The sequence below is a fragment of the Bradyrhizobium sp. 1(2017) genome (genome assembly GCF_011602485.2).
In the GTDB taxonomy this organism is placed as follows: Bacteria; Pseudomonadota; Alphaproteobacteria; order Rhizobiales; family Xanthobacteraceae; genus Bradyrhizobium.
This window is the reverse complement of sequence record NZ_CP050022.2, coordinates 1-26632: the sequence shown is the minus strand read 5'-3', so window position 1 is coordinate 26632 and position 26632 is coordinate 1. Positions and strand designations below refer to the sequence as shown.

Annotated in this window: 21 protein-coding genes; 6 read left to right on the top strand and 15 right to left on the bottom strand. The window is 66.3% G+C overall.

Features of this window, described 5'->3' with window-relative positions; genetic code table 11:
- Positions 1 to 60 precede the first annotated feature (60 nt).
- A complete protein-coding gene (locus HAP40_RS00105) occupies positions 61 to 1257 on the bottom strand; it encodes a serine hydrolase domain-containing protein (RefSeq protein ID WP_166811899.1) in 1197 nt (398 codons plus the stop codon).
- Positions 1258 to 1603: 346 nt separating this feature from the next.
- On the opposite strand from HAP40_RS00105, the gene HAP40_RS00100 reads away from it, so the two are divergent.
- Both HAP40_RS00100 and HAP40_RS00095 read left to right on the top strand, forming a co-directional pair.
- Positions 1604 to 1924 (top strand): hypothetical protein, encoded by a 321-nt coding sequence (locus tag HAP40_RS00100; protein ID WP_166811901.1) that lies wholly within the window; start codon positions 1604 to 1606, stop codon positions 1922 to 1924.
- Positions 1925 to 2031: 107 nt separating this feature from the next.
- On the top strand, positions 2032 to 3525 hold the full coding sequence (locus HAP40_RS00095; protein ID WP_166811903.1) for an NAD-dependent succinate-semialdehyde dehydrogenase: 1494 nt from the start codon (positions 2032 to 2034) through the stop codon (positions 3523 to 3525).
- Between the two features lie 172 nt (positions 3526 to 3697).
- Here the strand turns inward: HAP40_RS00095 and HAP40_RS00090 are convergent, their stop codons facing one another.
- Entirely contained in the window at positions 3698 to 4612 is a 915-nt protein-coding gene (locus HAP40_RS00090) for a phosphoribosylaminoimidazolesuccinocarboxamide synthase (protein WP_166811905.1), read from the bottom strand.
- Between the two features lie 63 nt (positions 4613 to 4675).
- The gene (locus tag HAP40_RS00085; RefSeq protein WP_166811907.1) at positions 4676 to 5593 is read right to left on the bottom strand and encodes a pirin family protein; all 918 of its coding nucleotides are present in this window, start codon (positions 5591 to 5593) and stop codon (positions 4676 to 4678) included.
- A gap of 240 nt (positions 5594 to 5833) precedes the next feature.
- Between HAP40_RS00085 and HAP40_RS00080 the strand changes: the two genes are divergently transcribed.
- Entirely contained in the window at positions 5834 to 6895 is a 1062-nt protein-coding gene (locus HAP40_RS00080) for an AraC family transcriptional regulator (protein ID WP_166811909.1), read from the top strand.
- 145 nt (positions 6896 to 7040) lie between these two features.
- A complete protein-coding gene (locus HAP40_RS00075) occupies positions 7041 to 8465 on the top strand; it encodes a serine hydrolase domain-containing protein (RefSeq protein WP_166811911.1) in 1425 nt (474 codons plus the stop codon).
- A 208-nt stretch (positions 8466 to 8673) separates the two neighbouring features.
- On the opposite strand, the gene HAP40_RS00070 is transcribed toward HAP40_RS00075, so the two are convergent.
- Entirely contained in the window at positions 8674 to 10041 is a 1368-nt protein-coding gene (locus HAP40_RS00070; protein ID WP_166811913.1) for an MmgE/PrpD family protein, read from the bottom strand.
- 122 nt (positions 10042 to 10163) lie between these two features.
- Between HAP40_RS00070 and HAP40_RS00065 the strand changes: the two genes are divergently transcribed.
- Together HAP40_RS00065 and HAP40_RS00060 are read left to right on the top strand one after the other, a co-directional pair.
- Positions 10164 to 11279 (top strand): FUSC family protein, encoded by a 1116-nt coding sequence (locus tag HAP40_RS00065; protein ID WP_166811915.1) that lies wholly within the window; start codon positions 10164 to 10166, stop codon positions 11277 to 11279.
- Positions 11280 to 11570: 291 nt separating this feature from the next.
- Positions 11571 to 12065: a septal ring lytic transglycosylase RlpA family protein gene (locus HAP40_RS00060; RefSeq protein WP_208024841.1), complete on the top strand. Its 495-nt coding sequence runs from the start codon at positions 11571 to 11573 to the stop codon at positions 12063 to 12065.
- 57 nt (positions 12066 to 12122) lie between these two features.
- Here HAP40_RS00060 and HAP40_RS00055 read toward each other — a convergent pair whose 3' ends face one another.
- The 11 genes from HAP40_RS00055 to dnaA all read right to left on the bottom strand — a co-directional run bounded on the left by HAP40_RS00055 (position 12123) and on the right by dnaA (position 26632).
- Complete coding sequence (locus tag HAP40_RS00055) at positions 12123 to 12611, bottom strand: DUF2867 domain-containing protein (protein WP_166811919.1); 489 nt, start codon at positions 12609 to 12611, stop codon at positions 12123 to 12125.
- A complete protein-coding gene (locus HAP40_RS00050; RefSeq protein WP_166811921.1) occupies positions 12608 to 14002 on the bottom strand; it encodes an MATE family efflux transporter in 1395 nt (464 codons plus the stop codon). The genes HAP40_RS00055 and HAP40_RS00050 overlap by 4 nt, the downstream gene beginning before the upstream one ends.
- A 215-nt stretch (positions 14003 to 14217) precedes the next feature.
- A complete protein-coding gene (gene murA / locus HAP40_RS00045; RefSeq protein WP_166811923.1) occupies positions 14218 to 15513 on the bottom strand; it encodes a UDP-N-acetylglucosamine 1-carboxyvinyltransferase in 1296 nt (431 codons plus the stop codon).
- Positions 15514 to 15641: 128 nt separating this feature from the next.
- The gene (locus HAP40_RS00040) at positions 15642 to 16109 is read right to left on the bottom strand and encodes a hypothetical protein (RefSeq protein ID WP_166811925.1); all 468 of its coding nucleotides are present in this window, start codon (positions 16107 to 16109) and stop codon (positions 15642 to 15644) included.
- Positions 16110 to 16255: 146 nt separating this feature from the next.
- Positions 16256 to 18691: a DNA topoisomerase (ATP-hydrolyzing) subunit B gene (gene gyrB, locus HAP40_RS00035; protein ID WP_166811927.1), complete on the bottom strand. Its 2436-nt coding sequence runs from the start codon at positions 18689 to 18691 to the stop codon at positions 16256 to 16258.
- A gap of 333 nt (positions 18692 to 19024) precedes the next feature.
- Positions 19025 to 21190, bottom strand: coding sequence for a hypothetical protein (locus HAP40_RS00030; protein WP_166811929.1), 2166 nt, complete (start codon positions 21188 to 21190; stop codon positions 19025 to 19027).
- Between the two features lie 147 nt (positions 21191 to 21337).
- Entirely contained in the window at positions 21338 to 22072 is a 735-nt protein-coding gene (locus HAP40_RS00025) for a hypothetical protein (protein ID WP_166811931.1), read from the bottom strand.
- 107 nt (positions 22073 to 22179) lie between these two features.
- Positions 22180 to 23316 (bottom strand): DNA replication/repair protein RecF, encoded by a 1137-nt coding sequence (recF, locus tag HAP40_RS00020; RefSeq protein ID WP_166811933.1) that lies wholly within the window; start codon positions 23314 to 23316, stop codon positions 22180 to 22182.
- Positions 23317 to 23362: 46 nt separating this feature from the next.
- Positions 23363 to 23650, bottom strand: a complete 288-nt coding sequence (locus HAP40_RS00015; RefSeq protein ID WP_166811935.1) for a GIY-YIG nuclease family protein — start codon at positions 23648 to 23650, stop codon at positions 23363 to 23365.
- A gap of 56 nt (positions 23651 to 23706) precedes the next feature.
- On the bottom strand, positions 23707 to 24825 hold the full coding sequence (gene dnaN, locus HAP40_RS00010) for a DNA polymerase III subunit beta (RefSeq protein WP_166811937.1): 1119 nt from the start codon (positions 24823 to 24825) through the stop codon (positions 23707 to 23709).
- A gap of 397 nt (positions 24826 to 25222) precedes the next feature.
- On the bottom strand, positions 25223 to 26632 hold the full coding sequence (dnaA, locus tag HAP40_RS00005; RefSeq protein ID WP_166811939.1) for a chromosomal replication initiator protein DnaA: 1410 nt from the start codon (positions 26630 to 26632) through the stop codon (positions 25223 to 25225).

Below are 26632 nucleotides of genomic sequence, written 5' to 3'. Positions count from 1 at the left end.
GGCGAGCGTGGATGGCCGGGACACGCCCGGCCATGACGCGTGGCGAGAGCACTCAGTTCCTCACGCCGCCTTCTGCCCGCTCCCGGCGGCATCGAGCCCGGCATAGACCCCGCGCTCGAATCCCGCGAACGCCTCCAGGCATTTCGCGTCGCCGAACGGCAACAGCTGCATCAGGATCACGCCGGTGACGTCGCGCGCAGGATCGATCCAGTAATAGGTGTTGGCGAGGCCCGCCCAGGCGAGGCTGCCTGCGCTGCGCCCTTCCGCCGTCTTGGCGGTGTTGATCATGAAGCTGAGGCCCCACTTCTTCACCTGCTCCGGATAGAGATCGACGTCGTTGGTGTACATCGGCGCCGCAGTGGTCATCTTGCCCATGGCGAGGTCGCCGATGTGGTTCTGCCCCATCGTCGCGACCGTCTCGGCCTTCAGCACCTGGTTGCCGTTGCCGCGGCCCTTGTTCAAGATCATCTGCGTGAACTTGATGTAGTCGGCCGCAGTCGAGTAGAGGCCGCCGCCGCCCATGTGGAATTCCGGGTTCTGCTCGAGCTCGAACGGGATCGATGCGAGCTGGCCGTCTTCGCCGCGCGCATGCATGCCGACGAGGCGCTTGCGCATGTCGTCGGTGATCTTGAAGCCGGTGTCGCCCATGCCGAGCGGCGCGAAGAGATTGTCGCGCAAATAAGCATCGAGCCGCTTGCCGCTGACGGCCTCCACTGCCTTGCCGACGAAATCGATATTGGTGCCGTATTCCCAGCGCGTGCCGGGGTCGGTCATGATCGGCGTCTTCAGCGCCGCGTTCTGGCAGGTGGTGATGGCGGGAATGCCGGTCTTGTCCAGATAGACCGCGAGATCGCCGTTCCACATGTTGTAGCAGAAGCCGGCGGTGTGGGTCATGAGCTGGCGCAGCGTGATCTCCCCCTTCGCCGGCCGCAGCTTCGCTTCGCCCTTGGCATCGAACCCTTCAAGCACCTGCGGCTTGGCGAGATCGGGCAGCACCTTGCCGATCGGCGTATCCAGCGACAGCTTGCCCTGCTCGACCAGCTGCATCGCGCCCGCCGTCGTCACCGCCTTCGTCATCGATGCGATCCAGAACACGCTGTCCGCGGTCATCGCATCGGGCTTCGACAGGTCGCGCTTGCCGAACGCGCCCTGATACAGCACGTCGTTGCCGCGGGCGGCGATGGCGACGACGCCGGGAATTTCCTTGGCGTCGCTCTTCTGGCGCAGAACCTCGTCGATCTGAGCTCGGCTTTGCATCGTGTTTCCTCCGGTTTGATTATTGTTGGAAGTGATCGATTGTCCTCCCGCACGCCCCGCGCGGCAAGCGCGTCCAGATGCGCGCGATGGTCGCGATGTCGTGACTTGACGGTCCGCCCCCGGCGCAGGACGACAGGGAGGCTGAACTGCAACACTCCGGCACAATCTGCGGTGGATGGCCGCAACTCGCCGTGACCGTGGATGGGCGCGGGCGTTATGTTTCACCTGCTTGAATCACTTGAAACATTTTGTGCGTTGCGACGTTTCAGCATGCGGCCAAATCGGCCGTGACGTTAAGACTTGATGCAAATTTGGCGGCCGCTGGTCGGCCGCGAGGGGGCTTTAGATGATTTCGACCTGGAGTGAATGGAAGCGCTATCCCCGTCCTGGACGGGGCGACAATCTGGAGGCGCCGATCTCGCCCGGCATTTACGAGGTTCGCATCGCCGGCACCGGCGCGCTCTATTCCTTCGGTGCGGTCGATAATCTGGCGCAGTCCCTGGCGCTGCTGCCGGTCGGCTCGAAGAACTGGTTCGGCCGCCGCGACACCTCCGACGTTCCCGATCTCGAATACCGGACGTGCGCGACGTCCTCGAAGGCCGATGCCAAGGCCGCGGCCGAGCGCATGATCGGCCGGCGCGAGACCTATATGAGCGGCGCGGCCTAAGGCCGCTGTCAGCTTAGCTCCCAGCAGATGTGCATTGTGAGGCGGTGCATTGCGCGCCGCTTGCTCCTATATTCCGGGCCGATCCGATCGCCCCAGGGAGTACCGCCATGACACCGACCGCCGCCGCTCGCGCCCCTCAAGCCACCGCCACCCTGCGCGACCGGCTGAAGGACCCATCGCTGCTGAAGGAGGCCTGCTATATCGACGGCGCCTGGGTCGGCACTCCGGTCTTCGCGGTGAACAATCCCGCCACCGGCGTCGAGCTCGCGAAGGTTCCGCAGCTCGGTGCGGATGACACGACCAAGGCGGTCGAGGCCGCCGAGCGCGCGTTCCCGGCATGGGCCAAGCACACCGCAAAACAGCGCTCCAACATCCTGCGCAAATGGTTCGAGCTGATCATTGCCAACCGCGAGGATCTCGCGCTGATCCTCACCTCCGAACAGGGCAAGCCGCTCACCGAGGCGCTCGGCGAGGTCGACATCGGCGCCGCCTATATCGAGTTTTTCGCGGAAGAGGCCCGCCGCGTCTATGGCGAGACCATTCCGACCCAGCGCGCCGATGCTCGCCTGCTCGCCATCAAGCAGCCGATCGGCGTCTGCGGTGCGATCACGCCGTGGAATTTCCCGAACTCGATGATCACCCGCAAGGTCTCGCCGGCGCTTGCGGCCGGCTGCACCGTGGTGCTCAAGCCCGCCAATGAAACGCCGCTGTCGGCGCTCGCGCTGGCCGTGCTCGCCGAGAAGGCCGGCATCCCCAAGGGCGTGCTCAACATCATCACCGGCGATGCGCCGCCGATCGGCAAGGTGTTGTGCGAGCATCCGGCCGTGCGCTTCGTCGGCTTCACCGGTTCGACCGCAGTCGGCAAGATCCTCTACCAGCAGGCCTCCGTCGGCGTGAAGCGGCTCGGCCTCGAGCTCGGCGGCAACGCGCCGTTCGTGGTGTTCGACGATGCCGACATCGACGCCGCGGTCGAAGGCGCCATCGTCTCGAAATACCGCAACATGGGCCAGACCTGCGTCTGCGCCAACCGCATCTACGCCCAGGACAAGATCTACGACGAGTTCGTGCAGAAGCTGTCGAAGAAGGTCGCGGCGATGAAGATCGGCGACGGCACCGAGGGCGGCGTCACGCAGGGCCCGCTGATCAACATGAAGGCGATCGACAAGGTCGAACGCCACATCGCCGATGCCGTCAAGCGCGGCGCCAAGGTGGTCACCGGCGGCAAGCGCAGCGAGCTCGGACGCTCGTTCTTCGAGCCGACGGTGCTGGCCGACGTCAAGCCGGATTCGCTGGTGTCGCAGGAGGAGACCTTCGGCCCGCTCGCGCCGGTGATCCGCTTCAAGGACGAGGCCGACGTCATCGCGATGTGCAACGCCTCGCCGTTCGGCCTGGCTTCATACTTCTACTCCCGCGATCTCGGCCGCGTCTGGCGCGTCGCCGAAGCGTTGGAGTCGGGCATGGTCGGCGTCAACACCGGCCTCATCACCACCGAAGTCGCGCCCTTCGGCGGCGTCAAGGAAAGCGGCCTCGGCCGCGAAGGCTCGCGTCACGGCATGGAAGAATATGTCGAGATCAAATACGTGATGATGGCGGGTGTGTGAGGCGCTGTTGTCATCGCAAATGTGAGCGATGGCAGCGCCGGAGAGGCGCACCCGGCCTCTCCACGTCATCGCGAGCGCAGCGAAGCAATCCAGAATCTTTCCGCAGGGGTAGCCTGGATTGCCTCGTCGCAAGAGCTCCTCGCAATGACGGAGCGAGACGAGGTGGCTAGGCTTAGATCTTCAGCTCTTTCCCCGTCACGCGCCGATACGCTTCCAGATATCTTTTGCTGGTCGCCTCCACCACGCTCGCGGGCAGCGGCGGCGGGGGGGCGTCGCCGTTCCAGCGACCGGCGCGGCGTTCGGCATCGAGATAGTCGCGCAGGGGTTGCTTGTCGAAGCTCGCCTGCGGCTGGCCGGGCTTGTAGGAATCCACCGCCCAGAAGCGCGAGCTATCCGGCGTCATCACCTCGTCGATCAGGATGATGCGGCCGTCCTTGTCGCGGCCGAACTCGAACTTGGTGTCGGCGATGATGATGCCCTGCTCGCGGGCGAGCTCCTCGCCGAGCGTGTAGATCGCGCGCGTCATGCTCTCCAGCGCGTAGGCGACCTCCTCGCCGACGACCGTCCGCATCTTCGCGATGGTGATGTTTTCGTCATGGCCGCTCTCGGCCTTGGTCGCGGGGCTGAAGATGGCGGGCTCGAGCTTTTCGCTCTCGACGAGGCCGGCTTTCAGCTTCTCGCCGGCCAGCGTGCCGCTCGCGGCATATTCCTTCCAGGCCGAGCCCGAGAGATAGCCGCGGATCACGCATTCGATCGGGAAGACGGTGGTGCGCTTGCAAAGCATGGCGCGGCCGAGAATCTCCGCGCGGTGCGGCTTCAAGGCCGGCACGGCCGCGACAATCGCGTCGGTGTCGGCGCTGATCATGTGATGCGGCACCACGCCTTCGAGCTCGTTGAACCACCACGCGCTGATTTGAGTCAGCACCGCGCCCTTCATCGGGATGGTCTCGCCCATCACGACGTCGAAGGCGCTGATGCGGTCGGTGGTGAGAAGCAGCAGGCGGTCGTCGTCGACGGCGTAGATATCGCGCACCTTGCCGCGTCCGATCTTGGGGAGCGGCAGGTCGCTGGAGAGCATGGTGGTCATCGGCAAAGCCTTCGCGCAGGACATCCGGCCGCGTCTGATGGCGCGGGCGGAGACCGGATTAGCCTATTCCGGCAGCGGAATGAACTCATGTTCCTGCGGAACTGCGGCGAAGCGGCCGGTTTTCCAGTCCTGCTTGGCCTGCTCGATCCGCTCCTTGCTGGAGGAGACGAAATTCCACCAGATGTGGCGCGGGCCCTCCAGTGCATCGCCGCCGAGAAACATCATCCGCGTCGCCTTGAGCGCCTTCACGGTGATGCGGTCGCCGGGGCGGAAGATCAGGAGCCGCGGCCCCTCATAGCGCTCGTTCGCGATCTCGACCTCGCCATCGACGACGTAGATCGCGCGCTCCTCATGGTCGGGGTCGAGTGGCACGCTCGCGCCCGCCACCGCCGTGACCTCGGTATAGAACCAGGGCGACACCATCGACACGGGCGAGGCGATGCCGAAGGCGGAGCCTGCGATCACCCGTGCGGTGAAGTCGCGCTCGGAGATCATCGGCAGGTCGCCCGCGGCATAATGCTGGAACGATGGTGCGATCTCTTCCGAACCGGCCGGCAGCGCGATCCAGCTCTGCAGGCCCAGCATTTTTTGGCCGGAGGCGCGCTGCGCATCCGGCGTGCGTTCCGAATGCGCGATGCCGCGTCCCGCCGTCATCAGGTTCATCGCGCCGGGCGCGATCTCCTGGACATTGCCCTCGCTGTCGCGATGCATGATCGCGCCGTCGAACAGATAGGTCACGGTGGCGAGCCCGATATGCGGATGCGGCCGCACGTCCATGCCCTTGCCGGAAACGAATTGCACCGGTCCGAAATGATCGAAGAAGATGAAGGGCCCGACCATCTGTCGCTTGCCATGCGGCAGCGCCCGGCGCACCGCGAATCCGTCGCCGAGATCGCGCGTGCGCGGCACGATGACGAGATCGAGCGCATCGCAGGACATGGGATCGCCGAGCACGGGGTCGTTCGAGGGTTGCCAGCTCATGGTGAACTCCTTTTGACTTTCTTGAAGGCGATGGTAGCAGCAATTCGCATCGCCGTCGCGACAAAGCCTGGCCACATACGCCGCCGTCATGCCCCGGCCAGCGCGCAGTTGCGGGCATTGGCCGGGTGATGACAGCGGAGTGTGAGCCGCCGCTAACCCTGGTGGACGGATGGTCCTTGAAAAAATCGGCGCAACGAACGATGTTCGGCGGAATTCGACCGCCGCCGATCGCATCGCCCGATGACCCTTGCCGCAACCGAGCTTGCCTTTCGCGCCGCCAGCGTCGCGCTGCTGCTGATGCTGGCCCTGTCGCTGCTGCGCGACTTTCGCAAAGTGCTCGCGGCTCGCCTCGGCGCGGCCTTCGTTCTGAGTACGCTCGCGCACGTTGTGAGCTATTCGTTGGATGTCACGTCGCGGATCCCGCTCTGGCATGCACCGCTGATCGCGCTGTCGACCGGCACCATCGTGGTGTTCTGGCTGTTCACGCGCGCCCTGTTCGACGACGAGTTTCGCCTCCGCTGGTGGCACGGTTTGATCTGGGCGCTGGTGACGGCCTTCAGCTTCGCAGGCTGCGTCTGGATTGCACCCAGCGGCCATGTGCGGTTTTCGGTGACGGTGGTCAACCTGATCGTGCTCGGTTTCATCGCGCTTGCGGTCGGGCAGATGATCGCCTCCTGGCCGGCCGACCTGGTCGAGCGCCGCCGCCGCGTTCGCGTCTTCATCGTCTGCGCAACCGCGCTCTATGGCGGGCTGAACGCGGTGCTCCAGATCGCCGTCGCCGGCCACCATGTCGGCGCTGTCGCCGAAACCATCAATGCCGGCGTGCTCGCCTGCACCGTCGCGGCGATCGTCTATGCGATGATGCGCGTTGACGGGGCGGATCTGTTTCCGGCTGCGGCGGAGCCCGCACTGCCGATCGTTTTCAGTCCGCCTGCGGCCGAGGACGCCGCCGATCAAAAGCTCGTCGACGCCGTGATGCGCCTGATGGCGGACGAGCGCATCTATCGCCAGGAGAACATTACCATCGGCGCGCTGGCGGGCCGTCTGAAAATTCCCGAATACCGGCTGCGACGGCTGATCAACCAGCGGCTCGGCTATCGCAACTTCAATGTGTTCCTGAACAATCACCGGATCGAGGAGGCCAAGGCCGCGCTGGCCGATCCCACCCAGGCCGAGGTTCCCGTCATCACCATCGCGATGGACGCCGGTTTCCAGTCGCTGGGTCCGTTCAACCGCGCCTTCAAGGCGGCGACCGGGGTCACGCCGACGGAATATCGGCGGCTCAAGGCTGATACGGTCTAGACTTTCGACCGTTGAAATCATGTAAGAATTTTGAAATCGGTTAGCCCCGATCACTTTCGGCGAGGTCGTTTTTCAAATCCGGCGAGCGCGTATCGCCGGCATCCCGCCTGCTCTCCGCACTCGCCCTCGAAGCCGGAGACAGCCCGTGACCCCTCGCCGCAAGATCGTCCTCGCCACCACCGCCATCGCCTGTGCCGGCCTCGCGCTCGGCGTTGCCCGGGCCCGCGACGTGCCGAAGGTCGCGACCGGCTTCGTCGCGGACATCCTGTGCTCCGAGACGTTCGTCTCCGGCCTCGATCCCGGGCGCAATCTCGCCGAGACCACCAACGCGATGCCGGGCGCGGGTTTGCTCACCTGGGCGATGGACTTTCAGGTCGATCGCACGCGCAAGGACGTCACGGTGACGCTGTTCGGCCTCGGTCGCAGCCATGCCGTCTATCGCGAAGGACTTGGCTGCACGCTCGAGCACAGCCAGGGGCTCGTCGACGTCGCGCTGCCGCCTGACGACAAGCAGCCCGCGCTGCTCGCTGATATCGGCCCCGGGATCGTGCCTTCACAAAGCGAGGGCCTGACAGCTGCGCTCGACCGCGCCTTCGCCGAGCCCCCGCAGCCGCCTTATCGCCGCACCCGCGCGATCGTCGTCATGAAGGCCGGCCGCATCATCGCCGAGCGCTATGCCGACGGCATCGGACCGGAGACGCAGCTGCTCGGTTTCTCCATGACGAAGTCGGTGATGTCTGCACTGACGGGTATTCTCGTGGGCCAGGGCAAGTTGAAGCTCGACGCCCCCGCGCCGGTCGCCGCCTGGAAAGATCCGAACGATCCGCGTCACGTCATCACCGTCGACCAGTTGCTGCGTCACACCGCCGGCCTCGCGCTCGGCAGCTCGTTGCAGGCCTCGCTCGGCTCGGTGCTCGAACCAGTCAACACGATGAAATTCGCCGAGGTCGATATGGCGAGCTTTGCCGAGCGCGCGCCGCTTGCGACCGCGCCGGGCACGGCGTGGAATTATCACGACGGCAACTTCCTCATTCTCGCGCATCTTCTGCGCGATGCCGCAGGCGGCAATCCCGCCGATGCGCTCCGCTTCGCGCGCCGCGAATTGTTCGCCCCGCTCGGCATGCGCCATGTCACGCTTCAGCTCGACGCTTCGGGCACGATCGAGGGCTCCGGCGAGATGCTGGCCTCTGCGCGCGACTGGGCGCGCTTCGGCCAGCTCTATCTCAACGACGGCGTCGCCGGCGGCAAGCGCATTCTGCCCGAGGGATGGGTGAGCTATTCGTCCTCGCCCACGCCGAATGCCTGGGTCGGCGTCGGCGCCGGTTTCTGGACCAACCAGGGCGACAGCCTTGGCGCAAGATTTCGCGTCAAGCACGGCTGGCCGCGCGATGCCTTCTTCGCCAAGGGGACCATCGGGCAGTACACGATCGTGATCCCCTCGGAGAAGCTGGTGATCGTGCGCCTCGGCCGTTCGCCGAACGGGCCGCCGGAAGCCGACGGCGTGTTCGATCTGGTGCGTGATGTCGTGGCGGCAACGCGCGAGAAGGGGAAGATGGCGGGGGCGCGGTGATGGATGATAGGAGCGGAGCGACAAGCGCGTCTTTCTTCCTTCTCCCCCTGTGGGAGAAGGTGGCGCGAAGCGCCGGATGAGGGGTCTCTCTCCGCGCATTCAGCTGAGAGCTGGACTCGCGGAGAGAGACCCCTCATCCGGCTGCGCTTCGCGCATCCACCCTCTCCCACAAGGGGCGAGGGTGCACCGTCTGCGCAGCGAGAATTTACTACCGCCCCAGCTCCGTCGCCTTCGCCACGCGGTCGAACCGCTCCAGCGTCATGATCGCATCCGCAAACTTTTCCGCGCGCGCATTCAGCACCGGGCGGGCCAGCGTCAAGAATTTCTGCTGCATGGCCTGCGCATCCGGGAAAGACGTCGGCTCGCCCGAGGGATCGGCATAGAGCCGCTCGTGCACGCCGTCGTCGGTGGTGATGCTGACGCGGGCGCCGAACGGATGGGTGCGGCCGGCTTCCAGCCGGTCGTCCTGCACCACGTCGAACTTGTCGGCGAGCGCGTCGATGGCGGCATCTCCGAGGCGGTTGTAGTCGTCCCAGCCGAACGAGCCCTGGTCGAGCGCGAGCGCGCCTGTGAAGAACATCGAGAACTGGCCGCCGACGATCGAGCGCGGATGCCGCTTGGTCGCGGCATCGCCGGTCAGCGTGATGCCGTTGCGATGCAGGCCGATCTCGACGCGCTTGACCTGGTCCGGCGTCAGATTGTGTTCGCGCCGCATCGCGATCAGCGCGTCGATCGCCGCGTGGGTATAGCGGCAGCTCGGATAGGGCTTCACGCCGATCTTCATGGTTTCGTAGGTCTTGCCGAGCTCGGCGACCGCCTTGTCCGGATGCGCGTCGTCGGTGTAGCCGGCGAGCAGGCCGTGCTTGCCCTCGACCGATTCGGTCGCGCCGACGAAATCGTTGCGCGCCAGCGTCGCGGCGATCACGCCGTTCATCGCGGCGGCGCCGACCTGGTAGCGCTTGTTCCAGGCGCCGTTGACCAGGAATTGCAGCGAGCCCGCGGCCTGGCTGCCGGAGACGCCGAAGGCGGCGATGATCTGCTGCTCGGAGAGGCCGAACAGTTTTGCCGCCGCTGCGGCCGCGCCATAGGTGCCGGCGGTTGCGGTCGGATGGAAGCCGCGCGCGTAGTGCGAGGTCGGGTCGAGCGCGTTGCCGAGCCGGCAGCAGACCTCATAGCCCGCGACGATCGCCGTCAGCACGTCGCGGCCCGATGCGCCGACCATCTCGCCGACGGCGAAGGCAGCCGGCACCACCGGTGCGCTCGGATGCAGCGAGGAATCGGCGTGGGTATCGTCGAAATCGAGCGAATGTCCCAGCGCGCCGTTGAGCAGGGCTGCGACCGCCGGCGTCCAGGTCTTGCTGTCGCCGAACACGGTGGACTCGCCCTTGGTGTCGAGCGCGAGCGCCTCCAGCGTCTTCAGGATCGACGGGGTCGATTCCGCCTCGCTGCGGGCGCGGATGGCGCTGCCGAGGAAATCCAGCGTCAGCACCTTGGCGCGGTCCAGCACCTCCGCAGGAATATCCTGGTATTTCAGATTGAAGACGTAGGCGGCGAGCGTTGCGGTTTCGTGAGCCATCGTGTTTCCTCGTTTTGGCCGGCAAGTTAGGCGGGCTGATTTCGCCTTTCAAGCGGCCTTGCGGGGGCGGGCATCAGCCATGCTTTTGCCTCGCTCGAGAGGATCGGACCGGGACGTTGACGATGACACGCGCAAGAGAGCTGTTCGACCGGGTCCGGGCGCGCAGGACGCAATTGGGGCTGGCGATCCGGGTCACGGTGGCGGCGGTAGCGGCCTATGCCGTCGCCACTGCGCTGCATCTGCTCTTGCCGCTCTGGGCGGTGCTGACGTCGCTGATCGTGACCCAGATGAGCGTCGGCCGCTCGCTGAAGGCGACGCGCGACTACATGCTCGGCACCATCGGCGGCGCCATTTATGGCGGCGCCATCGCGATCCTGATCCCCTATTCCAGCGAAGCCGGCCTGTTGGGACTGCTGGTGCTCTCGGTCGCCCCGCTCGCCTTTATCGCCGCGATCAATCCGAGCCTCAGCGCCGCGACGGTCACGGCCGTGATCGTGCTGCTGGTTCCGACCATGCACCATTCCGACCCCATCACCTCGGCGGTCGATCGGGTCAGCGAGGTCGCCGTCGGCGCGATCACCGGTCTGCTGGTCTCCTTCCTGGTGCTGCCCTCGCGCGCGGTGCGGCAGATCCGAGCCAGCGCGGCAAAGCTGCTCGAGCTGATCGCGGATGCCTTCACCGAGCTGCTCGCCGGTCTGACGCGCGGCCGCGACAACGACGCCCTGCACCGGATCCAGGACGGCATCGGCACGGCCATGGTCAACCTCAACGCGATCGGCGCCGAAGCCGAGCGCGAGCGCGCCGCACGCCTGTCGAGCGGGCCGGATACCGGACCATTGCTGCGAACCATCCTGCGCCTGCGGCATGACGTCGTGATGATCGGCCGCGCCACCGTGGTGCCGTTACCGGCCGACGTGCAGACGCGGCTCGCAGGTCCGCTGACGGAGGTCTCGACGGTGATCGCACGCTTCCTGCGTTCGGCCGCCGCTGCCTTGCGCGAAGGCGCCGGCGCGCCGCCGATCCATCCCGTTCACGTCGCGCTCCAGCATTATGCCGAGGCGGTCGCCGCCGTCCGTCACGACGGCCTGATCCGCGGTCAGCCCGGCGACACCGCCGAGCGCTTCTTCGCACTCGGATTCTCACTGGAGCAGATGCACCAGAATCTCTGCGATCTCGATCGCGTCGTCGGCGAATGGTCGGAGGCCTCGGCCGACAAGTCCGCGCGCGTTGCGGAGTGAGTTCGGGCGTGTTCGCATCAACGTCGGCTTTCGACGGCATGAACCTCGCGCGGCTTGGCCGTGAAATGCTGCACGCACCGGGTTCCATCGGGTCATGCTGCTGACGCAATCTCTGTCTTAGTCGTGCGAAGCTAAAACACTGCGTGAGGACCTCTCCGGTTCCCACGACGGTTCCGCAGCCAGGGGTTGGCTCGAATCCGCAAAGCGATTGGCAAGTTCATGAACGCTTCTGCGTTCGCTTGACCAAATTTGCGGTTCTGGAACCGGACAATCCAAAAAATCACAGGACTTATGATGCTATTCCGCTCGAGCGCCGCAATTTGCGGCGCCCTGGTTGCGCTTGTCACTTCTGTTGCCGTTGCTCGCAGTGAAACGCGTGGGGACCACTCAAGTGCCGTCGTCGATGCCGCCTCTGGCGAGGCCATCGTTGGCGCGGCGTCCACTTACAATCCGTTCAAGCCCGGCAAGGAGGAGGGCGGTCCAAAGACAGCCTCCGGGGAGCGTTATGATCCCTCTGCCTGGACGGCTGCCATCAAGACGAGCCTGCGTCGGAAATTTGGTGGGGTCGAATTTGGCGCGAAGCCCAAATATGCCCTTGTCGAGGCCGCGGGCAAGAAGGTCATCGTCAAGATAAATGACGTGGGGCCGCTGAGACCTGGCCGCATCATTGACCTCAATGAGCGGACGATGCGCCATTTCGATCCGAGCATGGACCTCGGAGTCATTCCTGGCGTGAGAGTCAGTCCGCTTGCAGGGGACAATTGGACCCCCGGGCCGGTGGGCTGAGCACCGGCGGTGTTCGCGGCATCCATCGCGGCGAGATCGAAGCCGGCGGCTTGAGCGTCATCGCGCCGGCGCCACGATCCGTCCCATCATGCTGCGGACCACGAGCTTGTGGAACGGCATGATGAGCTTGAGGTAGGTCCGGCCGAGCAGATTATGCGTCCGGACCAGCGTGGTCGAGGTGACCTGTCGGCCCGCGGCATCGCGCGTCACATCGACCACGATGCGGAAGTCGAGATGAGAATCGTCGAAGCCCGCGACCAGCCGCTCCGGCGTCTCGCTCAGCACCGGAAACAAGCCGATCACGCCATGCGGGGCCGGCGCGCCCTCGCCTGATGTTTTCAGCCCGAATGGCGTCACCAGAATGTTGCGGAGGCGCAGCAGCGCATCGATCCAGCGCGGCCCGTGCAGCACCATCCGGGTGCAGGCGTCGCGGGCATTCACCGTGGCTGCCCCGATCTCCACGCGAAACGCGTCGATGAACTGGGCGCCTGATAGCAGCGCGTTGGCATCGACATTGGGAGTGACTTCGCGGACGGTCCCGATCATCCCGCCAGTCTGCGCGTCAGCATCCTGAAGCGCAAGATCAGGAGCCCGGCATAGACGAAGGTCCCGACCGAGAAACCGACCCAGACGCCGACCGCGCCGAGCCCAGCGTTGAAGGCCAGCAGCCATGCGGTCGGGAAGGCGACGCACCAATAGCCGATCACGGCGAACAGCAGCGTCATCCTGGTGTCGTTGATGCCGCGCAGCGCGCCGCCCATGATGGTCTGGAGGCCGTCGGCGATGAAGAAGGTCGCGCCGACCACCAGCAGCGTCGCCGTCAGCTCGACGGTCGCCGCGCTAGCCTCGCCGCCGCCGAAGAACAGCCGTCCGAGCTGGTAGCGGCCGAGGATGATCGCGATGGTCAGTGCGGAGACCAGCGCGATGCCGAGCACGGCCGCGACCAGCCCGGCGCGCTTCACCGCCGCCGGCTCGCCCCGGCCGAAGGCGTGACCGACGCGCACGGTCGCGGCCATGCCGATGCCGAGCGGAACCATGAACAGCACGGCCGTGACCTGGAGCGCGATCTGATGCGCGGCGATCGCGGCGGTCGAGATCAACCCCATCAGCAGCGCAGCCGAGGAGAACAGGCCGTATTCCATCAGCAGCGAGAACGAGATCGGTGCGCCGATCGCGATGAGCTGGCGCATCAAGGGCCAGTCGATTCGCCAGAGGCGCGCCAGCGGGTGATAGTCCGCAAACGGCTTGCGCCATGCGGCGATGGCGAGCGCGGCGAGGAAGGTGCCGAGATTGACCAGCGTGGTCGCAAGCCCCGCGCCGAACAGGCCGAGCTCGGGCAGGCCGAACCAGCCGTGGATCAGGACGTAGACCAGTGCGGCATTTGCCGGGATCGCTGCAACCGTGATCCACAGCGGCGCCTGCGGCCGGTTCACCGCGCTCATCATGCTGCGCAGCGCGATGAAGCCGAGCGCCGGCGCGATACCCCAGGCCAGCCCGTTGAGATAGCGCTGGGCCAGCGCGGCGGAATCGCGCGCCTGCCCGAGCGCGAGCAGGATCTGCTCGCCATAGAGCGGCGAGGCCATCATCGGCAGCGAGATCAGCAGCGCGACCCACAACCCGACGCGCAAGGAGCGGCGGATCAGCTTGACGTCGCCGGCGCCAAAGGCCTGCGCGGCGAGCGGCGACACCGCCGACATCAATCCGAGCCCGAAGGTGAAGCTGACGAAATAGACCGTATGCGCCAGCGCCGCCGCGGCCACCGAATCCTCGCCGAGCCGGCCGATCATCGCAAGATCGGTCGTGATCATCGCGATCTGCCCGAGCTGCGTCAGCATCAGCGGCACGGCCAGCCGCAGCGTCTCGGCGAATTCATCGGCGAGATGGTTCTGCGGCACGCCGGCTTGCGGCTGCGGACGGGGCTGGACGGTGTCGAGCATGGCCGGTGCTTAGCACAGCCACACGTCGAAAGCATGGCTCCATTCTCGTGTCCCGGACGCGCCGCAGCGCGAAGCGGTGCGGCGCTGAGCCGGGACCCAGAATCGCTAGCGCGGTTTTCTGCCGCATGGGCCCCGGCTCAGCAGCGCATCACGTGCGTGCTGCGCCGCGTCCGGGGCACGAGACCATTTTCAGATTGAAGAGGCGAAGGAGGGCCTCAGCCCTTTCGCTCCGGCACGCGCTTGATCTTCGCGCCCAGCGCGTTCAGCCGTTCCTCGATGCGCTCATAGCCGCGCTCGATCTGGTCGGCGTTGTTGATCGTGGAGGTGCCCTCGGCGCAGACGGCCGCGAGCAGCATTGCCATGCCGGCGCGGATGTCGGGCGAGATCATCGAGGCGCCGCGCAGGCGGCTGGGGCCGGCGATGATGGCGCGGTGCGGATCGCACAGCACGATGCGCGCGCCCATCGCGATCAGCTTGTCGACGAAGAACATCCGCGATTCGAACATCTTCTCGAACATCAGGATCACGCCCTCGCATTGCGTGGCGGTGACGATCGCGATCGACATCAGATCGGCAGGGAAGGCCGGCCAGGGCTGGTCCTCGAGCTTGGGCACGTGGCCGCCGAAGTCGTCCTGGATCTTCAATGTCTGGTTGGAGGGCACGATCAGGTCGTCGCCCTCGACGCGGCAGATGATGCCGAGCCGCTCGAACCCCATGCGGATCGAGCGCAGATGCTCGACGCCGGCGCGGGTGATGCGAAGCGGAGAGCGTGTGACGGCGGCAAGGCCGATCAGCGAGCCTACCTCGATATGGTCGGGCTGGATCCTGTAGGTCGCACCGCCCAGCGTCGCCTGTCCATGCACGACCATGGTGTTGGTGCCGATGCCCTCGATCCTGGCGCCGAGCGCGACCAGGAAGTTGGCGAGATCCTGCACATGCGGCTCGGACGCGGCATTGCGCAAATAGGTGACGCCGTCGGCGGCGACCGCCGCGACCAGCGCGTTCTCGGTCGCGGTGACGCTCGGCTCGTCCAGGAACACGTCCGCGCCGGCAAGCTTTGGTGCGCGGAATTCGAGCCGATCGGTCGCGGTGACCTTGGCTCCCAGCTGTTCCAGCGCCAGCACATGGGTGTCCAGCCGGCGCCGGCCGATGACGTCGCCGCCGGGCGGCGGCAGCATCACTTCGCCGCAGCGGGCGAGCAGGGGACCCGCAAGCAGGATCGAGGCGCGGATGCGGACGCACAGCTCGGGGTCGAGATCGGCGGCGCGGATGCTCTTGGCGTGGATATGCAGCGTATTGCGCTCGGCCCACTCCGCGGACGCACCGACCGAGCGGACCAGCTCGACCAGCGTCTCGGTATCGCGGATGCGCGGCACGTTCTGAAGCGTCACCGGATGCTCGGTGAGCAGGGCGGCGGCGATGATCGGCAGCGCCGAATTCTTGTTGCCGGACGGCTCGATCGAGCCCGAGAGCCGGTGACCGCCCTCGACGATGTATTGGATGGGCGCCACGTGGTTCTCGCTATCCTGTGAGGTGGGCGGGGCTGTTTCGGGCGGAAACTACAGAGATTTGAGCGCGGGAGCAATTGCGCCGGGCGGGCTCGCACCCGTCGTCTGGAGCTTGTGGCAGGACGCAGCCTCTAGAACAGCCCGATGATATTCCCGATCACATAGAGGATCGCGATCAGGATCAGCGCCCCGATCATGAAGAACGAGATTTCGATCGCGATGGCGCCGGTGCCGAGGGTGGCGGCGACGGCGGCAAGCAGCCGTTCTTCCCTGAAGATCAGCGAGAGCACCGAGAGCAGGATGGCGAGCAGGCCGAGCGAGATCGCGGTGACGGAGGCGGTTTCACTCCAGCTTCGCCCCGCGGATTTCTCGACCTTCGGCGCCTGGTACTCCGCGCCCTTCACCTTCGCGACGATACGGTCCTTGATGCGATGTCCGGTATCGACGATCACCTTGTCCGCCGGCGGCGGCGGAAACACGAGCGGCACGACCCAATGCGGCAGCACCGCCGCCATCAGCGCCAGCACGCCCACAATGCTGCCGATGATGCCGAGGCGTCGGGAGGGCACGGTGGAACTGGTCGCTGCAGAGGCGGTCATGGCATGAGGGCTTCCCGGCCGAAACTGGCCTTACGGGTTCATGCCACTTCGTCGCGACGGCGGGGGGTGAGGTTCAGCCCATGTGCACCCACATCGTCATGCCCGGGGCAAGCCCGGCCATGAAGACTGTCCAGAGCCAAACGGCCTCAGATGTCGATCGTCGCGCTCAGCGAGTGTTCCTGGATGAAGTCGCGGCGCGGCTCGACCACGTCGCCCATCAGCTTGGTGAAGATGTCGTCGGCCTCGTCGACCTCCTTGACCTTCACCTGCAGAAGCGAGCGCACCTCGGTATCGAGCGTGGTCTCCCAGAGCTGTTCCGGGTTCATCTCGCCGAGACCTTTGTAGCGCTGGAGCGTGATGCCCTTGCGGCCGGACTCGGTGACCGCTTCGAACAGGTCGGACGGACCGTGCACCACGTGCTCGCTGTCCTTGCGGCGCAGCTTGCCGGAGCGGGCGTAGACGTCCTGGAGTTTGGGCGCGTACTCGTCGAGCTTGCGGGCTTCGGCCGAGCCGAGCAGGGCGTCGTCGATGACCGCCGCTTCCTTGACGCCGCGCACGGTGCGCTCGAACAGGAAGCCCTGGCCTTCGACGAATTGACCGACCCAGCCGCGCTCGACCTCCTCGGCCTGGCTGTCCAGCCGGGTCGCAATGTACTGCGCCGCGGCCGCGGCGTTCTCGGGATTGCCGTAGACCGACTTGTTCAGCACGCCGGTGATCGCGGCCTGCTCGACCACCTTGCGGTTATAGCGGCTGTGCAGGTTGCGAAGGATGCTGCGGACGACGCGGGCATCGTCGACCAGCGCGCGCAGATCGCGGCCGGACCGGTCGCCGCCGGTGCCGGGGATGTACACGCAGTCGTCGAGCCCGGCGTCGATCAGATAGTCCTCCAGCGCGCGCTCGTCCTTCAAATACTGCTCGGACTTGCCTCTGGAGACCTTATAGAGCGGCGGCTGGGCGATATAGAGATAGCCGCCGTCGATGATGTCGCGCATCTGCCGGTAGAAGAAGGTCAGGAGCAGCGTGCGGATGTGGGCGCCGTCGACGTCGGCGTCCGTCATCACGATGATCTTGTGATAGCGCAGCTTCTCGACCGAGAACTCGTCGCTGATGCCGGTGCCGAGCGCGGTAATCAGCGTTCCGATCTGCTCGCTCGACAGCATCTTGTCGGGGCGGACGCGTTCCACGTTGAGGATCTTGCCGCGGAGCGGCAAGACGGCCTGGAATTCGCGGTTGCGGCCTTGCTTGGCGCTGCCGCCTGCCGAGTCACCCTCGACGATGAAGAGTTCGGACTTGGCCGGGTCCTTTTCCTGGCAGTCGGCGAGCTTGCCGGGCAGCGAGGAGACCGAGAGCGGGCTCTTGCGCGTCAGCTCGCGCGCCTTTCGCGCGGCTTCGCGGGCAGCTGCCGCCTGGATCACCTTGCCGACGATCATCTTGGCTTCGCTCGGGTGCTCCTCGAACCAGGCCTGAAGCGCCTCGTTGAGGACGTTCTCGACCACGGGACGCACTTCCGAGGACACCAGCTTGTCCTTGGTCTGCGACGAAAATTTCGGATCGGGCACCTTCACCGACAGCACGGCCGTCAAGCCTTCGCGGCAGTCGTCGCCGGTCAGCGCGATCTTTTCCTTCTTCGCGTTGGCCTCGGCATAGCCATTGACCTGGCGCGTCAGCGCGCCGCGGAAGCCGGCCAGATGGGTGCCGCCGTCGCGCTGCGGGATGTTGTTGGTGAAGCACAGCACGTTCTCGTGGTAGCTGTCGTTCCACCACAACGCGGCCTCGACGCCGATGCCGTTGGCTTCCGAGCGCACCATGATCGGCGCGGGCACCAGTGCCTTCTTGTTGCGGTCGAGATATTTGACGAACTCCTCGACGCCGCCGGAATAGTGCATCTCCTCGCGCTTCTCGACCGCGTGGCGCATGTCGGAAAGGGCGATGTTGACGCCGGAATTGAGGAAGGCGAGCTCGCGCAGGCGATGCTCGAGCGTGGCGAAATCATATTCGATGTTCTTGAAGGTCTCGGTCGAGGCCAGGAACGTCACTTCGGTGCCGCGCCGGCCCGGCGCATCGCCGACCACCTTCAGCGGTGCGACGGCATCGCCATGGGCGAACTCGATGTAGTGCTCCTTGTCGTCGCGCCAGATCCGCAGGCCGAGCTTGCTGGAGAGCGCGTTGACCACGGAAACGCCGACGCCGTGCAGGCCGCCGGAGACCTTGTAGGAGTTCTGGTCGAATTTTCCGCCGGCGTGGAGCTGGGTCATGATGACCTCGGCCGCGGAGATGCCTTCGCCCTTGTGGATGTCGACGGGAATGCCGCGGCCGTCGTCACGCACCGTGACGGAATTGTCGGCATTGAGCACGACGTCGACGCGCGAGGCGTGGCCCGCCAGCGCCTCGTCGATGGCGTTGTCGACGACCTCGTAGACCATATGGTGCAGGCCCGAGCCGTCGTCGGTGTCGCCGATATACATGCCGGGACGCTTGCGGACGGCATCGAGACCCTTGAGCACGCGGATCGATTCCGCACCGTATTCGCTCGCGATGGAGGGCTCGTTTTCGGCAGCGGGCTGCCGAGCAGGTTCTGTCATGAGAGGCCTTCGAGATGTCGCCCGAATCAGCGGCGCAGAAGGCGCTGATTTGCAGGCTATTTGTGCCATGAAAGAGGGTTTGCGCCTAGCGCAAAGTATCTTCTGGCAACCCTTTGAGCAGATGGGGTTTTTCAACGAGTTTTCAAGGCTTTTGCAGGCCGATTCCGAGGCTCGCAAAAAGCCAGATTCGGGAGCCCGTTCCGGGTCTCCAAAGGCGTGGATTTTGCGGGCCGGGAAGGATGGTTCCGAGCGGTTTTGCTGCACTCATCCGGTGTCGTCATGGGCGGGACAAGCCCGGCCATGACAGCACCGAGAATCTGAAAGCGCGCAGCCTCAGTACATCTGCAGCGGCAGCGCGTCTCCGCCCGGGCCGACCAGGAGGCCCCAGGTTTCGCCCGCGGCGACGGTCAGGATCTCCGTTTGGGCCGGGCGTCCGGGCAGGCGGAGCGCGTATTGGTGCTTGCCGGGCGGCAGGTCGAGCATCGGGCCTTTCGGCGATTGTGGGCCGCCGGCACCCGCCGCGATCTTCACCGTCTGCTTGTTGATCGTCAGCGACGCCTCGTTCGCTCCCATGTTTCCGAGCATGAGCCTGGCTTGTCCCGCCTTCGGCATGATGTCGGCCTTGGCCGCGACATCCGCATTCTTCTGCGCCAGGTTGACGGTGGTCTCGCCCTTGGCGCGGCCGAGCTTGAGCACGGCCGGACCTTGCGGCGAGGCGAAGTCGATCTGCGCGCGTTCTGCGGACACGGCTGCAGCGTCGGCCTTTTCCTGCCAGCCGAGCTTGGACAGCTCCGCACGGTAGAAGGCGAGGACGTCCTGGAGCGGCGCAGGAATGCTGGCTGTCAGCTCGCGGCGGAGCGGCGCCTCGCCGCCCGGTATCTTCGTGGTGGCAAACGATTTTTGCGAACGCTGCATCGGAACGGGCAGCTGGGACTCAGGATCGAGCTTGAGCGGCTCGGCGGATTTGGCCTGCACCTCCACCTCCGCGCCGGCCGCAGGCCTGGCCGCTTCCGTCACCAGGCCCGAGCCGTCGGCGCGGACATTCACCTTCGGGCCCATCTGCATCACGGTCATCGAGATCGACTTGCCGCCTTTCGAGAACGCCATCACCGCCATGTTGGGCTGATTGATGACGGAGGGCTGCTCCTTCCAGCCCGAGCCCTTCAGCGCCGTGCGATAGAAGCTGCTGAGCGCCTTCACGCTCGACGCCGAGGAGAATTCCAGCCGGCCGTCTCCGCCCTCGAACGTCACGCCTTCGGCGTTCTCGGGCAGTGGCACCGGCGTCTTGCTGTCGGCGAGCGCAGTGAGCGGCGCATCCGACAGGGAGGCGGCCCGCGTCTTGCGCCTGATATCATCGGCGGCAATGAGCTGCTGGGCCGCACCCAAGGCATCGCTCAGGAACCTGGCGTCGGCCTCTTTCTTCGCCTTGGCGCGGGCCGCCAGCGCCGATTCCTTCACCTGCGCGATGAGGCTGATCATCGTGAAATCATATTTGCGGCCGAGCCGCAGCACGCCGGTTTCCTCGGCCGAGGCGATCCTGATCGCAACCTCGTCGCCGGGTGCGAGCGGCGCGGTGCCATCCTCCTGCCAGCCGCGCGCGGCGAGCTCGCGATGATAGAAGGCGAGCACGGCCGGCAGCTCGGCCATCGCAGCCGCCGAGATCTCGCGCTTGTTGGAGCTTGTGCTGCCAAGGCCCCGCGCAGATTTGGTCCATTTCGGCCGCGGCAGGCCGGCCATGTCGTCGTCGGCCTCGAGCTCCTGGGGCAGCGCGAACGGCGCCACCCTGACCTCGACATTGGTGCGGCCGTCATCGCGGCGCGTCAGGGTCAGCATCACCGGCTTCTGCCTGTAGAACTGCGTCGTGTCGCCGTCGGGATGATCGTAGAAGACGCGCACGCCGTTCGGGACGGTTTCGCCGAGATCGGCATTGGGCCAGCGCGAGGCCGTCTCGGGCGTGAGCTTGCGCCATCCCATCGCCGCCATGTCCTTCGCAAAGCGCGTCACGGTCGCATCGAGCGTGCCCGGCGCGATGCAGCCGAGATAGGGCCGTGTCTCGTCGAACACGAGATCGGTCGCGCCGTCCGGGAACGGCACGTTGGAATAGATCCGGTTCGGCGTGTAGGACACGGCAGATTGGTCGGGACGCCCGCGCGCCTGCGTGAGCGAGACGCGCAGTCCCTGCCGTCCCTTCTTGAAGCTCAGCGCGGTGCTTTTCTCGTCAAGCGGGTACACATAGGGCACCCAGCCATCGGCGCTCAGCAGCTTCTTGGCGGCCTCCGACGTGGCGGTCACGGCGGTCGGCACGGTGTAGACGACGCGATGGTTGTCGGGACGCGACACGTCCTCCACCGCGCCGTCGAGCCGCGGCAGCGTGTGGACGTCGACAATGCCGTCGTCTGCCGCGCCGGCGGGACGCGAGGTGCTCGTCATCGCGAGAATGCCGCAGGCAAGCAGCAGCCATCTTGCCGGGACTTGCGCCCCGCGCCGGATCATCGGCATTGTCAAACTCCCGGATGTCGCGCGGGTCGTCATGCCCTTGCGCATTGGCAGGCTGCGCCGTCGGCGCGCGGCCTCAGACGAGGAGTCGTGGCGGGAACCTGAGAGGTTCAACACATGCACTCCGCCAAGGTCTAAACTCGGCGAGGCTCAGTACAGCTGCAGCGGCGGCCAGGCGTCACCGTCGCGCCCGACCGAGAGCTCCCAGGTGTCGCCGGCTGCGACGGTGAGGACGTTCGTGCTGGCGGGATGGCCCGGCACGTCAAGCCTGTAGGGATATTTGCCGGGCACGAGGTCCAGCGCGAGCGCGTTCGCGCCGGCCGGACGCGGGATGATCCGCTCGTTGATCTCGAGCACGGCTTCCTGCTCGCCGGTATTGCTGAACACCAGCTTTGCCTGCCCGGGCTCGGGCAGGACGTTTGCCTTGGTCGCCGTCTCCGCGTTCTTCTGCACGAGATGAACCGAGGTGCCGGAATCCCTGCGGTCGAGCTTCAACGCGGCCGGCCCCAGCGGCGAGACGAAGGCGAGCTGGACGTGGTCGTCGCGGATCACCGCGCCATCGTGCTGCTCCTGCCAGCCGAGCTTTCGAAGCTCGGTGCGATAGAAGGCGAGCACGTCACCGAGCGCTGCGGGCACGGTGGCGTCCAGCCTGACGCGCAGCGGTGCGTCGACGCCCTGCATCAGCGTGGTGTGGATTCCCCTGTAGCTGTCACGGGTCGGTGCGGGCAGCCTGGCATCGGAATCCAGCGTGAGCGTCGTCGGAAACAGATGCGGCAGCGAGGCGCCGGCGCTCGCCGCGAGCAGGCAGGCCGCAAGCAGGACGAGGCCGCACGCAAACACCCGCCATCGTGCCGGGGCTCGCGCCCCATGCCTCACCGTCGTCATCTCATGCTCCAAGGATATCGCGCATGTCCGAGTGCTGCGCGATGGCCGCGGCCTGCGGCCTCAAGCAGCTAGTCGCGACCGGAAACGGGCGGGTTCAATGCGGCGGCCTAGCGTCGGGCCGAGACTCGTCCGCTTTCGACGTCAAAGACTTCGCCGCCTGCGCCGATCTCGGCGAAAGCAGCAGGATCAGCGCCGGTCAGCCACACCTGCGCGCCGAGCTTTTGCAGCTCGTCGAACAGCGCCGCACGGCGGTTCGGATCGAGATGCGCGACCACCTCGTCGAGCAGCAGCAGCGGCACGATGCCGGTCATCTCGGCCACCAGGCTCGCATGTGCCAGCACGAGGCCGATCAGCAGCGCCTTCTGCTCGCCGGTCGAGGCATCGCGCGCCGGCATGCTCTTCGGCGCATAGACGACCTGGAGGTCGGTCAGATGCGGGCCGTCGGTGGTGCGGCCGGCGATGGCATCGCGCGGGCGATTGTCGCGCAGGATCTGGCGGTAACGATCCTCGACCGATGTCGCGGTCTCCTGGAGCAGCGCATTCTCCATCCAGCCGTCGAGCGCGATCTTGGCCGAGGGGAAGGCGGACGCCTGCGCGCGCGTGTTCAGCATCCCGGTCAGCCGCGCTGCGGTCTGGCCGCGCGTTGCGGCGACCGCGACCGCAAGCTCGGCGGTCTCGCGCTCGATCGCGTCACACCAATGGTCGTCGTAATTGCGCGTCTCGAGCAGGCGGTTGCGCGAGCGCAGGGAACGCTCCAGCGCGGAGATGCGGCTGGAATGCTCGCTGTCGATGGCGAGCACCAGGCGGTCGAAGAAGCGCCGCCGCTCGGAGGCCGCGCCCATGAACAGCCCGTCCATCGCCGGCGTCAGCCACACCATGCGGATGTGATCGCCGAAGCTGGTGGCCGAATTGACCGGCTCGCGGTCGATCCGGCAGCGCCGGCTCACCGAAGCGTCGGGCCGCGGCGCGTCGATGCCGGTGCCGAGCGTCGCAAGCCCCAGCGCGCCCTCGACCTGCGCCGACACTGCCCAGGAGCCGTCGCCCTGGTTGTCGGCGACGTCTTCCAGCGTCGCGCGGCGCAAGCCCCGCCCCGGCGACAGGAACGAGATCGCCTCGATGCAATTGGTCTTGCCCGCCCCGTTCGGCCCGACCAGCGCCACCATGTCAGCCGTCGTCTCGAGCCCCGCCGCCCGGTAATTGCGAAAATGCGTCAGCGTCAGGCGATGAATGCGGGAGGGGGTCATATCAACTCGTCATTGCCGGGCTTGACCCGGCAATCCATCGTCCGCATCAGCGGACAATTTCATCATATAGGTCCCGCCACGCGGGATTGCTCTTCACAATCAGGTCGATCTTCCACTCGCGTGACCAGTGCTTCATGTTCTTCTCGCGCTGAAGGGCCGCGGCGATCGTGTCATGCGCCTCGAAATAGACGAGGGTCTTCACGCCGTAGCGTTTGGTGAAACCGTCCGCCAGACCTTCGCGATGCTCGTAGACGCGTCTGATTAGATTGTTGGTGACGCCGACATAGATGGTTCCACCGGGCTTGCTGGCGAGGATGTACACCCAATAGGTCATCTGGTTTGATGGATGGCCGGGTCAAGCCCGGCCATGACGAGAGGAGAAAAATTCCCTCACACCCGCATCGGCATCAGCACGTACAGCGCGCTCTTGTCGTCGCGGTCCTGCACCAAAGTGGGGGAGCCGGGGTCGGCGAGGCGGAGCGTTGCGACGTCGCCTTCGATCTGGGCGGCGATGTCGAGCAAATAGCGGGAGTTGAAGCCGATATCGAGAGCGTCGGAGGCGTATTCGACCTCGAGCTCTTCGGTCGCGCTGCCGGAATCCGGATTGGTCACCGACAGCACCAGCTTGCCCGCCGACAGCGACAGCTTCACCGCACGGCCGCGCTCGCTGGAGATGGTGGAGACGCGGTCGACCGCGTTCTCGAAATCCTTCTTGTCGACCACGAGCTCCTTGTCGTTGCCCTGCGGGATGACGCGGCCATAGTCGGGGAAGGTGCCGTCGATCAGCTTCGAGGTCAGCACGACGTTGCCGATCGTGAAGCGGATCTTGGCCTGCGACAGCTCGATCGTCATCTCGGCCTCGGTGTCCTCGATCAGGCGCTGCACCTCGCCCACCGTCTTGCGTGGCACGATCACGCCGGGCATGCCCTCGGCGCCCTTGGGCTGGACCAGGTCGAGCTGGGCGAGGCGGTGGCCGTCGGTGGCAACGCCGCGCAGGGTGGCAGCCTTGGCCGAGCCGGCGGCGTGCAGATAGATGCCGTTGAGATAGTACCGCGTCTCTTCGGTGGAGATCGCGAACTGGGTGCGGTCGATCAGCCGCTTGACGTCCTTGGCCGCGAGCGAGAAGGAGTGCGACATGTCGCCGGCGGCCAGATCGGGGAAATCGTTCTCCGGCAGCGTCTGCAGCGTGAAGCGCGAGCGGCCGGCGCGGATCGCCAGCACCGCGCGGTCGCCGTCGGCTTCCAGCACGATCTGCGAGCCGTCCGGCAGCTTGCGCACGATGTCGTAGAACATGTGCGCCGGCACGGTGGTGGAGCCCGCGGTCGCGGTTTCCGCCGGCAGCGTCTCGGTCACCTCGAGGTCGAGGTCGGTCGCCTTCAGCGACAATTTCGCGCTCTCGGCGCGGACCAGCACGTTGCCCAGGATCGGAATCGTGTTGCGGCGCTCGACCACGCGGTGGACATGGCCCAGCGACTTCAGGAGTTGCGCGCGTTCGACCGTAACCTTCATTGCACTACTCGCCCGATCCCCAAGAAAACACAGCGTTGGAAAGGCCGGGCTGCGGGACGCGCGCCACGGCACCGAAGACCCCGGAAAGCCGGATCATCCACCCGATATGATCAAAGCCGTCAGGGTCGCGCAAGGTGGCGCGGATGGCCCCGGGATTCAAGGGATGGGGGGCAGTTCCCCACGATTTACCGGCTGAACCGAAGGCCGCGGCCCGGACGTAGGTCCGCTCCCGCGCGCCCCGCGTGTCGTCGGCGGGTGGGGCGCCGACCAGTCACCACAACGTCATGGCCGGGCTTGTCCCGGCCATCCACGGCTTGCCCTACAGCCCGGGAAACGTGGATGCCCGGGACAAGCCCGGGCATGACGATCTCGGCTGAGAGCGAGGGGGGGTAGGCGTTTATTCCTGAAGCTGGCGCTTCAGCGACTCCACTTCCTCGGACAGCGCCGTGTCCTTGGAGACCAGGGCCTCGATCTTGCGCACGGCGTGCAGCACCGTGGTGTGGTCGCGTCCGCCGAAACGGCGGCCGATCTCGGGGAGCGAGCGCAAGGTCAGGGTCTTGGCGAGATACATCGCCACCTGCCGCGGGCGGACCACGTTGGCGGTCCGGCGCGAGGACAGCAGATCGGAACGGCTGACATTGTACTGCCGCGCCACCACGCGCTGGATGTCCTCGATCTTGATCCGCTTCGGCTCCTGCGGCCGCACCAGATCGCGCACCTCGTGCTCGGCCATTTCCAGCGTCACCGGACGGTTGTTGAGCTTGGAATGCGCCAGCAGACGGTTGATCGCGCCTTCGAGGTCGCGGCCGTTATGGGTGATGGTGCGCGCCAGATAATGCAGCACCTCCTCGGGCACCTCGAAGGTCGCATGATGGGCGCGGGCGGCGGCGACGCGCGACTTGAGGATGCCGTGCCGCAGCTCCTCGCCGAGCGAGCCCATTTCGACCACGAGGCCGCCAGCGAGCCGGGAGCGGACGCGATCGTCCAGGCTTTCGAGGTCGGACGGCGGACGGTCGGCCGCGATCACGACCTGACGGCCGGCGTCGATCAACGCGTTCAGCGTGTGACAGAACTCGGCCTGCGTCGACTTGCCCTGCAGGAACTGGAGGTCGTCGATCACCAGCACGTCGATGCCGCGCAGCGCTTCCTTGAAGGCGAGCGCCGTCTGCGTCTTCAGCGCGGCGACGAAGCCGTACATGAATTTCTCGGCCGTGAGATACAGCACCTTGCGCTCGTTGCCGGAATTGCCGGCCCAGGTCACCGCCTGGAGCAGGTGCGTCTTGCCGAGGCCGACGCCGGCATGGATGTAGAGCGGGTTGAACATGACGGGATCGCCGCGGCGTCCTTCGGCAACCTGGCGTGCGGCCGCATGCGCCAGCGTGTTGGAGCGGCCGACGACGAAGCTCGCGAAGGTCAGGCGCGGATCGAGCGGGGAGCCGCCGAGCGCGTCGTGATTGGCCGAGACCGGCGCGGTCGCTGTCGAGCGCAATTCCGGCGCCGGTGCGCGGCGCGCCTCGATCGGGGCGGGCACTTCCTTCGGCTGCACGACCGGGCGCACCGCCGAGCGGACCGTGAGATCGATACGATGCACTTCCGGCATCTCGGCCTGCCAGCACGACAGCACGCGCTCGGCATAATGGGCCTGGATCCAGCTCTTCAGGAAGCGGGTCGGCACCGAGAGCCGCACGCTCTCGTCCTGCACGCCTTCCAGATCCATGCGGGCAAACCAGCTCGTGTAGACGTCCTCGCCAACGCTCGAGCGCAGCCGCCCCTTCACGCGTGACCAGCGATCCTGTTCCATTGTCAT

Bases quoted from the DNA above. Each gene is read 5' to 3' on its own strand.
- HAP40_RS00105 (WP_166811899.1), bottom strand. From the start codon at position 1,257: ATGCAAAGCCGAGCTCAGATCGACGAGGTTCTGCGCCAGAAGAGCGAC.
- HAP40_RS00100 (WP_166811901.1), top strand. From the start codon at position 1,604: ATGATTTCGACCTGGAGTGAATGGAAGCGCTATCCCCGTCCTGGACGG.
- HAP40_RS00095 (WP_166811903.1), top strand. From the start codon at position 2,032: ATGACACCGACCGCCGCCGCTCGCGCCCCTCAAGCCACCGCCACCCTG.
- HAP40_RS00090 (WP_166811905.1), bottom strand. From the start codon at position 4,612: ATGACCACCATGCTCTCCAGCGACCTGCCGCTCCCCAAGATCGGACGC.
- HAP40_RS00085 (WP_166811907.1), bottom strand. From the start codon at position 5,593: ATGAGCTGGCAACCCTCGAACGACCCCGTGCTCGGCGATCCCATGTCC.
- HAP40_RS00080 (WP_166811909.1), top strand. From the start codon at position 5,834: ATGACCCTTGCCGCAACCGAGCTTGCCTTTCGCGCCGCCAGCGTCGCG.
- HAP40_RS00070 (WP_166811913.1), bottom strand. From the start codon at position 10,041: ATGGCTCACGAAACCGCAACGCTCGCCGCCTACGTCTTCAATCTGAAA.
- HAP40_RS00065 (WP_166811915.1), top strand. From the start codon at position 10,164: ATGACACGCGCAAGAGAGCTGTTCGACCGGGTCCGGGCGCGCAGGACG.
- HAP40_RS00060 (WP_208024841.1), top strand. From the start codon at position 11,571: ATGATGCTATTCCGCTCGAGCGCCGCAATTTGCGGCGCCCTGGTTGCG.
- HAP40_RS00055 (WP_166811919.1), bottom strand. From the start codon at position 12,611: ATGATCGGGACCGTCCGCGAAGTCACTCCCAATGTCGATGCCAACGCG.
- HAP40_RS00050 (WP_166811921.1), bottom strand. From the start codon at position 14,002: ATGCTCGACACCGTCCAGCCCCGTCCGCAGCCGCAAGCCGGCGTGCCG.
- HAP40_RS00040 (WP_166811925.1), bottom strand. From the start codon at position 16,109: ATGACCGCCTCTGCAGCGACCAGTTCCACCGTGCCCTCCCGACGCCTC.
- gyrB (WP_166811927.1), bottom strand. From the start codon at position 18,691: ATGACAGAACCTGCTCGGCAGCCCGCTGCCGAAAACGAGCCCTCCATC.
- HAP40_RS00030 (WP_166811929.1), bottom strand. From the start codon at position 21,190: ATGCCGATGATCCGGCGCGGGGCGCAAGTCCCGGCAAGATGGCTGCTG.
- HAP40_RS00025 (WP_166811931.1), bottom strand. From the start codon at position 22,072: ATGACGACGGTGAGGCATGGGGCGCGAGCCCCGGCACGATGGCGGGTG.
- recF (WP_166811933.1), bottom strand. From the start codon at position 23,316: ATGACCCCCTCCCGCATTCATCGCCTGACGCTGACGCATTTTCGCAAT.
- HAP40_RS00015 (WP_166811935.1), bottom strand. From the start codon at position 23,650: ATGACCTATTGGGTGTACATCCTCGCCAGCAAGCCCGGTGGAACCATC.
- dnaN (WP_166811937.1), bottom strand. From the start codon at position 24,825: ATGAAGGTTACGGTCGAACGCGCGCAACTCCTGAAGTCGCTGGGCCAT.
- dnaA (WP_166811939.1), bottom strand. From the start codon at position 26,632: ATGACAATGGAACAGGATCGCTGGTCACGCGTGAAGGGGCGGCTGCGC.